The sequence below is a fragment of the Pseudomonas sp. REST10 genome (assembly GCF_029542605.1).
GTDB lineage: Bacteria > Pseudomonadota > Gammaproteobacteria > Pseudomonadales > Pseudomonadaceae > Aquipseudomonas > Aquipseudomonas khazarica.
Map to the genome: position 1 here is coordinate 3,771,245 of NZ_CP035677.1, position 12,790 is coordinate 3,784,034.

Consider the following 12,790-nt stretch of genomic DNA (forward strand, 5'->3'; position numbering starts at 1 on the left):
CACTCACTGTTGACCCTTACAGATAATTCACGCCAAGGTAATGCCCATGTCGCTGATCAACGAATACCGCAACATCGAAGAAAACATCAAAGAGCTGCAAGAACGCCTGAAGAACATGTCGCAAGACGACAAGCTGAAGAAAGAGCTGGAGTTCGAAGGCAAGCTGCGCACCCTGATGGGCGAATACCAGAAGTCGCTGCGCGACATCATTGCCCTGCTCGACCCGGAAGCCAAAGTTGGCAAGAGCACGCGTGCGGCCAAACCTGTAGCCACCAAGCGTGCGCGCAAGGTCAAGCAGTACAAGAACCCGCACAGCGGCGAAGTGATCGAAACCAAAGGCGGCAACCACAAGACCCTGAAAGAGTGGAAAGCCAAGTGGGGCGCTGACGTCGTGGAAGGTTGGGCCACCCTGCTGGGTTGATGCTTTCCCGCAGCGCAAAACGCCAGCCATGCTGGCGTTTTTTATTGCCGCCTGTTTGTAGAAACTGACCGGGCAAACAGCTTTAGGCAATTATCGCCGGCCGGCGAAAAGTTCCCGCAACATGAGCGCCGGCACAGCCACCGCGTATACCGCCGCGCAATAAACCGCCCCGCTGCCAGCCGATAACTGGCGCCCCGGTTCAACAGCTCTCAGGCACTTGCATGGCCTCACGCCAGGCGCGCCTGCACCGCCTGCGCATGAGCCTGCCACTGCTGCAGAAGTTGCAGTTGCTGCGCATTGCAATCTTGACTCAGCTGTTCGAGCGCGGCGTAAAACTGCGCCAGGGTATTGGGGGCACCGAATTGTGGATCGTTCAGACGCTGCCTGCAGAACTCCAGCCAACGCTGCTGTTCGGCGGAACTCAGGCTGCCGGGGAAGTTGCGCGCGCGATAACGAAACAGCAGTTCCGGCAGGCGTATATCGTCGAATGGCCATTTATCGCTGGCCAGTGCCTCGGGCGCTGCATTACGCACCTGTTCGCACAAACGACGATCACGGTCGCCAATGAAGCCATCGTACAGCTGTTGTTCAGGATCGGAACTGCCGGCAAAGGCTTCTTCGCGATAGACATCGGCAAGTTTCGCCTGCCAGGAAGCCTGTGCGTCCTTCAATGTCTGCACGTTACGCTCGCAGGCGGACCAGTCCAGCTGCAGCCGCTGCCGGTCCGACTCACGCAGTACCGACAGTGGCGCCACCACCGGACAGCGGTTGATGTGCAACAACTTCAAGGGCACCGGCGCCTCACCCTCTGCCAGGTCCTCACGGCGCGTGTACAGGCGCTCGCGCAGCGTATCGGCGTCCAGCTCGAGCAAGGGTGCTGGGTCGGCCTGCAGGTCGCAGACGATCAGCGCGTTGCGGTTGCGCGGGTGCCAGGCCAGCGGCAGCACCGGCGCCAGGTAGTGACGCGCGGCGGAAAAACGCCCGGAGACATGCACCAGCGGCTGCAACAGGCGCACCTGATCCAGCACCCGCTGCTTGCTGCGCAACTGGTACAGGAAGTCATACAGCCGTGGCTGGCGCTCGCGCAGCAGACGCGCCAGGCCGATGGTCGCGCGCACGTCGGAGAGCGCGTCGTGGGCCTGGCCATGGTCGATGCCGTTGGCCTGGGTCAGCCTCTCCAGCTTGAGCGATACGCGCCCGGCCTCCTCCGGCCACTCGATCCCCTCGGGGCGCAGCGCATAGGCGGTACGCACCAGATCGATCAGGTCCCAGCGGCTGTTGCCTCCCTGCCACTCCCGCGCATAGGGGTCGAAGAAGTTGCGGTAGAGGCTGTAGCGCGTCACCTCGTCGTCGAAGCGCAGGCTGTTGTAGCCGGCGCCACAGGTGCCCGGAGCCGCGAGTGCGGCATGCACCCGCGTCATGAACTCGCCCTCGTCGAGCCCCAGCTGCTGCAGACGTTGCGGATCGATACCGGTGACCAGACAGGCCGCCGGATGCGGCAGGATGTCATCGCTGGGCCGACAGTAGATGTTCAGCGGTTCGCCGATCTCGTTGAGCGCTTCATCGGTACGAATGCCCGCCACCTGCAACGGGCGGTCGCAACGCGGATTGATCCCGGTGGTTTCGTAGTCGTACCAGAAGATGCTGGCAGTCATGGGCGGCTTCCCTCCGAGGCAAATGTGTCGGGAGTCTACCATTCGCGTCCGGGCGCACCGAGCCGGGCGAAGCATGAACCAGCGCACAGCCATCGCATCCGCGTGCGCCTCCCTCTTGTAAGGCGCGCGCCCTTGCCACTAGGATTACCGCCCCCCTTCCCACTCAACGACAAGGATGCTGACATGAGTGAAGCAACCACCCCCAATCCCTATGCCGCTCCGGCCAGTGACCTGCAGCCATCCACCCAGGGTGGTACGCCAAGCATCGAAGAGGCCCTGGCGCGCGGTTACGACTTCAGCATCGGCGACCTGCTGAGCGAATCCTGGAACCGGGTCAAAGGCACCAAGGGCATCATCATCGGCGGCTTCGTGGTGTTCTACGTGGTCCTGCTGGCAGCGACCTTCATCCTCGGTGGCGTGGTCGGCATCTTCACCGCCCTGAGCGAGAACATGCTGGTGCTGATCGTCGGCGAAATCCTCATCTCGCTGCTGGCCTCGGCGCTGGCCTATCCGTTCATGGCCGGCATCAACATGGTCGGCATCCGCCGCGCCGCCGACCAGCCGCTGAGCTTCAACGAAATCTTCAGCCACTTCGGCCGCACCGTGCCGCTGATCATCACCGCCGTGGTGATGATGCTGATGGTCTACCTCGGCATGTTCCTGCTGCTGATCCCGGGCATCTACCTGGCGGTGGCCTACCTGCTGGCGATCCCACTGGTGGTCGAGCGTGGCCTGTCCCCGTGGCAAGCGCTGGAAACCTCGCGCAAGGCCATCACGCAACACTGGTTCAAGGTCTTCGGCCTGTTCTTCGTGCTCGGCCTGATCGTCATGGTCAGCGCCATCCCGCTGGGCATCGGCCTGATCTGGAGCATCCCGCTGATGGTGGTCGCCATGGGCGTGCTGTACCGCACCATTTTCGGCGTGCTGCCTGCCGCCCAGTAAATCGATGCCCCGGACCCGCCACGCGGGTCCGGTTGCGTTCGTGGCCCGCTGCTCGCTAGCATCGGGCTTTCCCTGATACCCTCCGCCGATGCCCTTACGCTCAAGCGCAAGCCTTCCGACTGACCAGCCTCCCCTGGACACCCGCTATCAGGTCGAAACGCCGGAAGGCATCGATCTGCATCTGCGTCCGGCCGGGCTGGTGCCTCGCGCCCTGGCATTCGCCATCGACCTGGCCATCCGCGGCCTGATCCTGGGCGTGACGTTCATCGTGCTGGGGCTGCTCGGCCAGTTCGGCATGGGCCTGGGCACCATCCTGCTGTTCCTCGTCACCTGGTGGTACATGGTGCTGTTCGAGGTGCTCAACCAGGGCCGCTCGCCCGGCAAGCAGATGTTCGGTCTGCGCGTGGTACACGATGACGGCACGCCGATCGGCTGGGCCGCCTCGCTGACCCGCAACCTGCTGCGCTTCGTCGACCTGCTGCCGTTCGGCTACACCCTGGGCATTCTCAGCTGCCTGAATCACCCGGCCTTCAAGCGTCTCGGCGACATCGCCGCCGGCACCCTGGTGGTCTACCGTGACGCGCCGCTGAGCAAGCCGCAGCTGCCCGAGGTGGAGCCGCTGCCGGCACCGTTCCCGCTGACGCTCAACGAGCAACGTGCACTGCTCGGCTTTGCCGAGCGTGGTGAGCAGTTGTCCGCGGCGCGCCGGGCCGAACTCGCGACGCTGCTGGCCGAACCGTTGCAGGTGCCCGCCGAGCAGGCGGAGCCGCAATTGAATGGCATCGCCCGTGGCTTGCTGGGGAGCGCGCCATGAAACAGAGCCTGTTCGAGAACCGCCACCAGAGCGACTGGGAGGCTTTCGCCGGCCAGCTCGACGCGCTCGAGCGTGGCAAGGCCGACGCCCAGGCCTGCACCCGCTTCGCCGCCGACTACCGGCAGCTCTGCCAGCACCTGGCCCTGGCCCAGGCGCGTGGCTACAGCAGCCACCTGATCGATCAGTTGCAGCAACTGGCCATGCGCGGCCACCAGCAGTTCTATCGCCACCGCAGCCACCTGGGCGCGCAGATCATCCGCTTCCTGTTCGGCGGCTTTCCGCGCCTGGTACGCAGCGAATGGCGCAGCGTGTGCGTGGCCAGCCTGCTGTTCTTCGGCAGCCTGGGGCTGATGGGGCTGCTGACCTACCTCTACCCGGAGCTGATCTACAGCCTGGTCAGTCCCGACCAGGTCAGCAACATGGAACACATGTACGATCCCGATGCACGTCGCCTCGGCCGCTTCAGCGAGCGAGGCTCCGGCGACGACTGGATGATGTTCGGCTTCTACATCATGAACAACATCGGCATCGCCTTTCAGACCTTCGCCAGCGGCCTGCTGCTTGGCCTGGGCAGCCTGTTCTTCCTGCTCTTCAACGGCCTGATGATCGGCGGCGTGGCCGGCCATCTGACCCGTATCGGCTACGGCGAGCCGTTCTGGTCGTTCGTCATCGGCCACGGCGCGTTCGAGCTGACCGCCATCGCCCTGGCCGGAGCCGCCGGCCTCAAGCTCGGCTGGGCCCTGCTGGCCCCCGGGCGCCTGCCCCGTGGCGAGGCACTTCGCCTGGCGGCCGGCAAGGCGATACAGCTGGTCTGCGGGGTGATCCTGTTTCTCCTGGTGGCCGCCTTCATCGAGGCCTTCTGGTCGTCCACCACCTTCGCCAGCCCCGACATCAAGTACGCCGTCGGCAGCGGCCTGTGGCTGCTGGTGCTGAGTTACCTGCTGCTGGGCGGACGGAGACAGCATGCGCCTGACTGAAGCCAGCGTCGCCATTCGCCCACGCAGCGCCTGGGAGGCCATGGACCTCGGCGTGCTGCTCGCGCGTCGCCACGCCGGCCTGCTGATGGCCAGCTGGGCGCTGGTCACCCTGCCCCTGTTCGCCCTGCTCTGCGCCGTGCTGTGGCAGTACCCGGGCTGGGCGGTATTCCTGTTCTGGTGGCTCAAGCCCGCCTACGAGCGCCTGCCGCTGTACATCCTCTCGCACGCCCTGTTCGGCAACACCCCCTCGCTGAAACAGGCCCTGCGCGCCCTGCCCGGACTGCTGCGCCCGCAACTGCTGGCCAGTCTGACCTGGCGCCGGCTGAGCCCGACGCGCAGCTTCGACCTGCCGGTACTGCAACTCGAAGGGCTGTCCGGCAAGGCGCGCGGCCAGCGCCTGGTGGTTCTTGGCCAGCGCGACAGCGCCGCGGCCACCTGGCTGACCCTGGTCGGCATGCACCTGGAGCTTGCCCTGTGGATGGGGCTGATCGTGCTGTTCTACATGATGCTGCCGCAGCAGGTGGAGCTGAACTGGAGCTGGGAAAGCGTCATCGCCGCCAGCAGCGGTGAGTGGCTGTGGCTCGAACACCTTTCCAACCTGCTCTATGTCCTGCTGCTGATCGTCTGGGAGCCGGTGTACGTGGCCTGTGGCTTCACCCTCTACCTCAATCGCCGTACGGCACTGGAAGCCTGGGACATCGAACTGACCTTCCGCCGCCTGCGCCAGCGCCTGACCGGCAGCGCCTATGCCGTGTTGCTGGGTTGCGCGCTGCTGCTGACGCAACTGCCGGGCAACGCCTGGGCCGACACGCCGCCCGCCGCCAGCGAAACGGTCGATGCCCAGGGCCCCGACGCGCCACGCCTGCTGCACCAGCCGCTGACCAGCCAGGCGGCTCGCGACGACATCGAAGCGCTGCTCGACGAACCGCCGTTCCAGCATCGCGAGACCGTCACCCGCTGGCGCCTGGGTGAGGAGAAGTCCGCCGAGGAGGCCGACCCGGAAGACGCGAAAGCCCTGCTGCAGATGATCGAGAACCTGTTCAAGCTGAGCGAATGGTGGAAGAGCCTGGATATCGTCGCGCAGGTATTCGAAGTGCTGCTGTGGGCGGCCCTGGCGGGCCTGCTGGCCTACATCCTGTGGCGTTACCGCGAATGGCTGCAGGCCTTCGGTGAACGCCTGGGCCTGCCCAGCCGTCGCAAGGTGGAGGTGCCGAGGCAGCTGTTCGGCCTGGAACTGGCCCCGGAGAGCCTGCCCGACGACGTCGCCAGCGAGGCCGAACGCCTCTGGGCCGAGCAGCCACGAGCTGCCCTCGGCCTGCTCTACCGCGCCCTGCTCAGCCGCCTGCTGCATCAACACCGCCTGCCCTTGAAGCAGTCGCATACCGAGGGTGAAGTGCTGCAACTGGTCGTCGCGCTCCAGCAGCAGGAACTGGAAGCCTACAGCCGCCTGCTGACCCTGCACTGGCAGGCGCTGGCCTACGGCCATCGCACGCCTGCCGAGGCGCTGCGACCGAACCTCTGCCAGGGCTGGCGCGACCTGTTCGGCACGGAGCAACCCGCATGAGCCGGCGCGTCGGTTTCGCCCTCGGCGCGAGCCTGCTGCTGGTGGTCGGCCTGCTGGCCATCTACCTGCTGGGCAAGCTGGAATCCTACGAGGAAGTGGTCGAGCACGGGCCAGCGCCGGAAGTGGCCAGCAGCCCCTACCTCGCAGCGGAACACTTCCTGCGCCGGCGGGGCATCGCGGTCGTGCGCGCCGACGGCCTGGACGTGCTCAACGGACTGCCCAGCGAAGGCCAGACCCTGATGCTGCTGACCGACCGCAACGACATGACGCCACGCCAGGTCGAGCATCTGCTGCAGTGGACGGCCAACGGCGGTCACCTGCTGTTCATCGCCGAACAGCTGTGGGACGAAGAGGAAGGCAAGAGCGGCGACCTGCTGCTCGACCTGCTCGGCATCCAGCAATACATGAGCGACGAGCTGGACGAGGAAGAGGAAGAAGCCGGCGATGCGGACGAGGAACACGACGACAGCGATGCCTATCCCGAGCTGACCAAGCTCTACCTGGAGAACGAAGAGGCGCCGGCCTACATCGCCTTCGACACCGACTACCACCTGTACGACGCACAGAACCGCGCCCACGCCTGGGCCAACAGCGACGCGGCCACGCACCTGCTGCAGCTGTATCACGGCGACGGCCTGATCACCGTGCTCAGTGATCCGTGGATCTGGCAGAACCGCAACATCGACGAATACGACCACGCCTGGCTGCTCTGGTACCTCAGCCAGGACAGCGCGGTAACCCTGGTCTACCACGCCGACAGCGACGGCCTGGCCAGGCTCCTGCTGCGCCACTTCCCCCTGGCCCTGGTCCTGCTCGCCCTGCTGATCGCAGCCGGGCTCTGGCACGTGGGCATGCGCCACGGGCCGCTGCAGGCACCTGCCAGCCGCGCGCGGCGCCAGCTCGAAGAGCACCTGCGCGGCAGCGCCGACTTCCTCCTGCGCCACGGCGGCCAGCAGAGCCTGCTCAAGCACCTGCAACAGGACATCAATCGCCGAGCCCGACGCCGCTATCCCGGCTTCGAGAAACTCGCCGTCGCCGAACAGTGGCAGGTGCTCGGTCGCCTGACCCGGCTGCCCGCCAGGGAAATCAGCCAGGCCATGCGCCCGCTGCCACCACAACGCCTTTCCGCCAGCGACTTCACCCGCCAGGTCGCCCACCTGCAAACCCTCAGGAATGCCCTATGAGTGAACAGACGCCCGATACCGACAACCTTCCGCCGCAGGCCGCCGCTCCCGCCGCACCGGCCGCCGCACCAGGCAACCCGCAGGTGCAGCAGCGCCAGCGTGCCAGCCAGCTGGCCCAGGCCCTGCGCGCCGAGTTGCGCAAGGCGGTGATCGGCCAGAGCGCGGTGATCGATGACGTGCTCACGGCGCTGATCGCGGGCGGTCACGTGCTGGTCGAAGGCGTCCCCGGCCTGGGCAAGACCCTGCTGGTGCGGGCCCTGGCCCGCTGCTTCGGTGGCGAGTTCGCGCGCATCCAGTTCACCCCGGACCTGATGCCCAGCGACGTCACCGGCCACGCCGTGTATGACATGCAGAGCGAGCAGTTCAAGCTGCGCAAGGGCCCGGTGTTCACCAACCTGCTGCTGGCCGACGAGATCAACCGGGCACCGGCCAAGACCCAGGCCGCCCTGCTCGAAGTGATGCAGGAGCGCCAGGTGACCCTCGAAGGGCGCGCCCTGCCCGTGCAGCTGCCGTTCATGGTGCTGGCGACCATGAACCCGATCGAGCAGGAAGGCACCTACCCGCTGCCGGAAGCCGAGCTCGACCGCTTCATGCTCAAGCTGCGCATGGACTATCCGGAGCAGGACGAAGAGCTGAACATGGTGCGCCAGGTGACCCGCTCGGCCAAGGCCGACATGCTCGAGGTCAGCCCGCTGCGTACGCTGCTGCAGGCCAAGGACGTGCAGGCCCTGCAGAAGATCGCCAGCGACCTGCCACTCGACGATCAGGTCCTCGACTACGCCGTGCGCCTGGCGCGGGCCACCCGCAGCTGGCCCGGCCTGGCCATGGGCGCCGGACCACGCGCGTCGATCGCCCTGGTACGCGGCGCCCGCGCCCGTGCCCTGCTGCGTGGCGGCGACTTCGTCCTGCCCGATGACATCAAGGGCTGTGCGCTGGCCGTGCTGCGCCATCGCGTGCGCCTGGCCCCGGAGCTGGACATCGAGGGGCTGTCGGTGGACCAGGTGCTGCAACAACTGCTCGATCAGGTGCCGGCTCCTCGCCTATGAAACCCTCGCGCCTGCTCCTCGGGCTACTCGCCGGCCTGTTCGCCGCCGCGGTGCTCCTCGGGGCCTTGCCCCTGCTCGGCGTCGACCTCGCGCAGAGCCTGCTCCCCATGGCCTGGGGCCTGGCGCTGGCGCTGTCGGCGATCGCGATCATCGACGGCTTCTGGCTGCGTCAGCGCCCCTCGCCGCGACTGCAGCGCGAACTGCCAGGCAACCTGCCGCTCGGCCGCTGGAGCGAGGTGCAGCTGACTGCTCACCACGACTTCACCCAGGCGCTGGAGATCGAGGTGTTCGATCACGTCCCCGAGGGCATGGCATTCGAGCACCTGCCGCAGCGCATCAGCCTGCATCCCGGCCAGCAGACGCGCGTCAGCTACCGCCTCAAGCCGCTGGTACGCGGTCACTTCCACTTCGCCCGCTGCGAGCTGCTGCTGCCCAGCCCGCTGCGCCTGTGGCAGGCCAGGCGCGTGCTGCAACTCGAGGGGGAAAGCCGCGTCTACCCCGACTTCGCCCGCCTCTACGGCGCGCAACTCAAGGCGGTGGACGACTGGCTCAGCCAGCTCGGCGTGCGCCAGCGTCCCCGTCGCGGCCTGGGCCTGGAGTTCCATCAGCTGCGCGAGTTTCGCGACGGCGACACCCTGCGCCAGATCGACTGGAAGGCCACCGCACGCAAGCGCACCCCCATCGCCCGCGAGTATCAGGACGAACGTGATCAGCAGATCGTCTTCCTACTCGACTGCGGCCGCCGCATGCGCAGCCAGGACGACGAGCTGTCGCACTTCGACCATGCCCTCAATGCCTGCCTGCTGCTGAGCTACGTGGCCCTGCGCCAGGGTGACGCCGTGGGCCTGGCGACCTTCGCCAGCCAGCAGCCGCGCTACCTGGCCCCGGTCAAGGGACCGGCGCAGCTGAACGTGCTGCTCAACGCCGTCTACGACCTGGAAACCAGCCAGTTGCCGGCCGACTTCAGCGCGGCGGCCGACCTGCTGCTGGCCCGCCAGCGTCGTCGCTCGCTGGTGGTGGTGGTGACCAACCTGCGCGACGAAGACGACCACGAACTGCTCGCCGCCGTGCGTCGCCTGTCGCGCCAGCACCGGGTGCTGATCGCCAGCCTGCGCGAGGAAGCGCTGGACCGCCTGCGCCAGACGCCGGTGGAGCAGTTCGACCAGGCCATCGCCTACTGCGGCACGCTGGACTACCTCAACGCCCGCGCCGATCTGCACGAGCGCCTCGCCGCGCACGACGTGCCGGTGCTCGACGCCCGTCCGGGAGAACTGGGTCCGGAGCTGGTCAGCAGCTACCTGGCCTGGAAGAAAGCCGGCGCACTTTAGTCGCCCGGGACGGTCCAACGCGCTGACGCAAAGGCCCTGGCATCGGCTTTCCCACACAGATGTTGCGTGGTTATGGCCGAGACCGGGTGCTATCATCGCGAGTCTGCGGCGCAAGGAGTACAGACTCCACGCCGCTTACGGGCCGCCCGTGATCGGCCTTGCGCATACCGCACACGACCTGAGTAGGAGATAGACCATGGCTTTTGAATTGCCGCCGCTGCCTTACGAAAAGAATGCTCTCGAGCCGCACATTTCCGCCGAGACCCTGGAATTCCACCACGGCAAGCACCACAACACCTACGTGGTTAACCTGAACAACCTGGTGCCGGGCACCGAGTTCGAAGGCAAGAGCCTGGAAGAAATCGTCAAGACCTCCTCGGGCGGCATCTTCAACAACGCCGCGCAGATCTGGAACCACACCTTCTACTGGAACTGCCTGTCGCCGAACGGCGGTGGTCAGCCGACCGGCGCCCTGGCTGATGCCATCAACGCCGCCTTCGGTTCCTTCGACAAGTTCAAGGAAGAATTCAGCAAGGTCTCCATCGGCACCTTCGGCTCCGGCTGGGGCTGGCTGGTGAAGAAGGCCGACGGCTCCCTGGCCCTGGCCAGCACCATCGGCGCCGGCTGCCCGCTGACCAGCGGCGACACCCCGCTGCTGACCTGCGACGTCTGGGAACACGCCTACTACATCGACTACCGCAACCTGCGTCCGAAGTACGTCGAGGCGTTCTGGAACCTGGTCAACTGGGACTTCGTTGCCCAGAACTACGCGGCCTGAGTTCAAGCCCCGTAATCCGAAGAACCCGGCCTCGATGGCCGGGTTTTTCGTATCTGCCGCCTGCATTCACAGCAGGCGCCTCGGCGAGAACGCCGCCCCGCGCTCCTCCACGCGACTGACCGCCTGGCTCAGTACACGGTCGGCGCGCACCGGCCCGAGAAACTCGCACAAGCCGATATAGAGCAGATTGAGCAGCTTGCGCAGTTGCTCCAGGCCCAGTGCGGCGATGCCATCGGCACTGCCCTGCTCGAACCAGGTGCGCAGCTGCGTGGTCAGTTCCGGCCCCACTTCCATGCCAGCCAGATTGCCGGCGGCGAACCCGCGCAAGGCCGCCTGCTGCGCCGCATCGAGCTGCTCCAGCAAGGCCTGGCCCAGGGCCAGGAAGGTCGCCTGCGCCGCCGCATCGGGTGTCGCCACCCGCCTCACCGCCTCGTTGCGCCCCTGGCGCCATGCCGCCAGCTGCTCCTCCGGGTCCGGCAGCAGCTGCGAAGGCGGGCCGGTCAACGCCCCCACCAGCTCCCGGTACAGGCGGGCGCGCTCCAGCTTGCGCTCGGTGCGCAGCACCACCTCGGCGAGGAACTCGTTCAGGGCGAAAGGTGGCTGCTCCGCGTACTTGTTTTCCCAGAGCGCCAGCAACGGCCATACCTCTTCCTCCGAGAAGTGCCCGACCAGCCCGGTGTAGATCGCCCGACGCCGCAGACTCAGTCTCATCCTCAGCCCCTCCTCGACCACTGCTCGCTATCGAAGGTCTGCGTCTGGTTGAACTCCGGGTAGCCGACCTCGGCATGCTCGGCGAAATCCAGCCCACGCTGTTCGTGCTGCGTGGAGACACGCAGGCCGATGGTCTTGGCCAACAGCAGGTAGACCAGCAGGGACAGCGGGAACGCCCAGAGAAAAGCCGCCACGACCCCCAGGGCCTGCACGCCGACCCGCGCCCAGTTGAACAGGTCGCCCTGGTAGAACAACCCGGCGGCCAGCGTGCCCCAGATACCGGCAAAGCCGTGCACCGGCACCGCGCCGACCACATCGTCGAGTTGCAGGCGGTCGAGCAGGCGCATGCCGTAGACCACCACGAAACCGGCGACCAGGCCACTGAGCAGCGCGAACCCCGGCGCCATGCTGGCACACCCCGCCGTGATGCCGACCAGCCCCCCGATGGAGCCGTTGACCGTCGTGGTCAGCAGTATCGGGCTGGCGGTGCTGCGTTGTGCCAGCAACGCACCGAGCGCCCCGGCGGCGGCGGCGAGATGGGTGTTCAGGGCGATCAGCCCCAGGCTGCTGCTGACCGCCAGGTTGCTGCCGGCATTGAAGCCGAACCAGCCCACCCAGAGAATGAAGCCACCCAGCGCCACCAGGCCGAGGTTATGCCCGGGAATCATGCGCGGCGTGCCATCGGCGGCGAAACGCCCCAGGCGCGGTCCGAGCACCAGGACTCCGGCCAGCGCGCACCAGGCGCCAATGCTGTGCACCACGGTGGACCCGGCGAAGTCGACGAACCCCAGCTTGGCCAGCCAGCCCTGGCCACCGTACATCCCGCCCCATACCCAGCTGCCGAATATCGGGTAGATGACGCCACTGATCAGCAACGCACCGACCAGGTAGGCGCCATAGCGCGTACGCTCGGCCATCGCACCGCTGGCGATGGTGGCGGCGGTCGCGGCGAACATCATCTGGAACAGCAGGAAGGTGTAATCCCAGGGTTCGGCCTGGTTCAGCGCGAAGTGACTCATGCCGAACCAGCCGGTGAGGTTGGCGCCGAACATCAGGCCGAAGCCCAGCAGCCAGAACACGATGCCGCCGACACAGCAGTCCATGTAGTTCTTCATCATCACGTTGACCGCGTTCTTGGCCCGCGACATGCCGCTCTCCAGCAACGCGAAGCCCGCCTGCATGAAGAACACCAGCACGCTGGCCAGCACCAGCCAGGCCGTATTGGCCGCCTCCTCCGAGGCGGCATGGGCCTGAGGGGCGAAGCCGACGGCGACGAGCAACAGCACGAGTGTTTTCATCACGAACCCCCTTCCGATCGATGCCCGGACTTCGCAACTCTTGTGCCAGCATCCAGTGCCAAGGGATGTCGC

Annotated in this window: 12 protein-coding genes; 9 read left to right on the forward strand and 3 right to left on the reverse strand. The window is 66.6% G+C overall.

Annotated elements, in window-relative coordinates:
- The first annotated feature begins 46 nt into the window (after nucleotides 1–46).
- On the forward strand, nucleotides 47–421 hold the full coding sequence (gene mvaT / locus EWH21_RS17760; protein ID WP_037049221.1) for a histone-like nucleoid-structuring protein MvaT: 375 nt from the start codon (nucleotides 47–49) through the stop codon (nucleotides 419–421).
- A gap of 227 nt (nucleotides 422–648) precedes the next feature.
- On the opposite strand, the gene sbcB is transcribed toward mvaT, so the two are convergent.
- Entirely contained in the window at nucleotides 649–2,076 is a 1,428-nt protein-coding gene (gene sbcB, locus EWH21_RS17765; RefSeq protein WP_277698959.1) for an exodeoxyribonuclease I, read from the reverse strand.
- 183 nt (nucleotides 2,077–2,259) lie between these two features.
- On the opposite strand from sbcB, the gene EWH21_RS17770 reads away from it, so the two are divergent.
- The 8 genes from EWH21_RS17770 (at nucleotide 2,260) to sodB (ending at nucleotide 10,709) form a co-directional block, all read left to right on the forward strand.
- Nucleotides 2,260–3,018: a hypothetical protein gene (locus EWH21_RS17770; RefSeq protein WP_277698960.1), complete on the forward strand. Its 759-nt coding sequence runs from the start codon at nucleotides 2,260–2,262 to the stop codon at nucleotides 3,016–3,018.
- Between the two features lie 88 nt (nucleotides 3,019–3,106).
- Nucleotides 3,107–3,832 (forward strand): RDD family protein, encoded by a 726-nt coding sequence (locus EWH21_RS17775; RefSeq protein WP_152489363.1) that lies wholly within the window; start codon nucleotides 3,107–3,109, stop codon nucleotides 3,830–3,832.
- Complete coding sequence (locus tag EWH21_RS17780) at nucleotides 3,829–4,809, forward strand: stage II sporulation protein M (protein ID WP_277698961.1); 981 nt, start codon at nucleotides 3,829–3,831, stop codon at nucleotides 4,807–4,809. Before EWH21_RS17775 ends, EWH21_RS17780 begins: the two co-directional genes overlap by 4 nt.
- Nucleotides 4,796–6,373, forward strand: a complete 1,578-nt coding sequence (locus EWH21_RS17785; RefSeq protein WP_152489364.1) for a DUF4129 domain-containing protein — start codon at nucleotides 4,796–4,798, stop codon at nucleotides 6,371–6,373. The genes EWH21_RS17780 and EWH21_RS17785 overlap by 14 nt, the downstream gene beginning before the upstream one ends.
- The gene (locus EWH21_RS17790) at nucleotides 6,370–7,557 is read left to right on the forward strand and encodes a DUF4350 domain-containing protein (protein WP_047585766.1); all 1,188 of its coding nucleotides are present in this window, start codon (nucleotides 6,370–6,372) and stop codon (nucleotides 7,555–7,557) included. The genes EWH21_RS17785 and EWH21_RS17790 overlap by 4 nt, the downstream gene beginning before the upstream one ends.
- Nucleotides 7,554–8,603, forward strand: a complete 1,050-nt coding sequence (locus EWH21_RS17795; protein ID WP_037049236.1) for a MoxR family ATPase — start codon at nucleotides 7,554–7,556, stop codon at nucleotides 8,601–8,603. The genes EWH21_RS17790 and EWH21_RS17795 overlap by 4 nt, the downstream gene beginning before the upstream one ends.
- Nucleotides 8,600–9,931, forward strand: a complete 1,332-nt coding sequence (locus EWH21_RS17800; RefSeq protein WP_037049237.1) for a DUF58 domain-containing protein — start codon at nucleotides 8,600–8,602, stop codon at nucleotides 9,929–9,931. Before EWH21_RS17795 ends, EWH21_RS17800 begins: the two co-directional genes overlap by 4 nt.
- A gap of 196 nt (nucleotides 9,932–10,127) precedes the next feature.
- Entirely contained in the window at nucleotides 10,128–10,709 is a 582-nt protein-coding gene (gene sodB, locus EWH21_RS17805) for a superoxide dismutase [Fe] (RefSeq protein ID WP_037049239.1), read from the forward strand.
- Between the two features lie 66 nt (nucleotides 10,710–10,775).
- Here the strand turns inward: sodB and EWH21_RS17810 are convergent, their stop codons facing one another.
- Both EWH21_RS17810 and EWH21_RS17815 read right to left on the reverse strand, forming a co-directional pair.
- The gene (locus tag EWH21_RS17810; RefSeq protein WP_037049242.1) at nucleotides 10,776–11,420 is read right to left on the reverse strand and encodes a hypothetical protein; all 645 of its coding nucleotides are present in this window, start codon (nucleotides 11,418–11,420) and stop codon (nucleotides 10,776–10,778) included.
- Nucleotides 11,421–11,422: 2 nt separating this feature from the next.
- Nucleotides 11,423–12,718, reverse strand: coding sequence for an ammonium transporter (locus tag EWH21_RS17815; protein WP_277698962.1), 1,296 nt, complete (start codon nucleotides 12,716–12,718; stop codon nucleotides 11,423–11,425).
- Nucleotides 12,719–12,790 lie beyond the last annotated feature (72 nt).

Bases quoted from the DNA above. Each gene is read 5' to 3' on its own strand.
- mvaT (WP_037049221.1), top strand. From the start codon at position 47: ATGTCGCTGATCAACGAATACCGCAACATCGAAGAAAACATCAAAGAG.
- sbcB (WP_277698959.1), bottom strand. From the start codon at position 2,076: ATGACTGCCAGCATCTTCTGGTACGACTACGAAACCACCGGGATCAAT.
- EWH21_RS17770 (WP_277698960.1), top strand. From the start codon at position 2,260: ATGAGTGAAGCAACCACCCCCAATCCCTATGCCGCTCCGGCCAGTGAC.
- EWH21_RS17775 (WP_152489363.1), top strand. From the start codon at position 3,107: ATGCCCTTACGCTCAAGCGCAAGCCTTCCGACTGACCAGCCTCCCCTG.
- EWH21_RS17780 (WP_277698961.1), top strand. From the start codon at position 3,829: ATGAAACAGAGCCTGTTCGAGAACCGCCACCAGAGCGACTGGGAGGCT.
- EWH21_RS17785 (WP_152489364.1), top strand. From the start codon at position 4,796: ATGCGCCTGACTGAAGCCAGCGTCGCCATTCGCCCACGCAGCGCCTGG.
- EWH21_RS17790 (WP_047585766.1), top strand. From the start codon at position 6,370: ATGAGCCGGCGCGTCGGTTTCGCCCTCGGCGCGAGCCTGCTGCTGGTG.
- EWH21_RS17795 (WP_037049236.1), top strand. From the start codon at position 7,554: ATGAGTGAACAGACGCCCGATACCGACAACCTTCCGCCGCAGGCCGCC.
- EWH21_RS17800 (WP_037049237.1), top strand. From the start codon at position 8,600: ATGAAACCCTCGCGCCTGCTCCTCGGGCTACTCGCCGGCCTGTTCGCC.
- sodB (WP_037049239.1), top strand. From the start codon at position 10,128: ATGGCTTTTGAATTGCCGCCGCTGCCTTACGAAAAGAATGCTCTCGAG.
- EWH21_RS17810 (WP_037049242.1), bottom strand. From the start codon at position 11,420: ATGAGACTGAGTCTGCGGCGTCGGGCGATCTACACCGGGCTGGTCGGG.
- EWH21_RS17815 (WP_277698962.1), bottom strand. From the start codon at position 12,718: ATGAAAACACTCGTGCTGTTGCTCGTCGCCGTCGGCTTCGCCCCTCAG.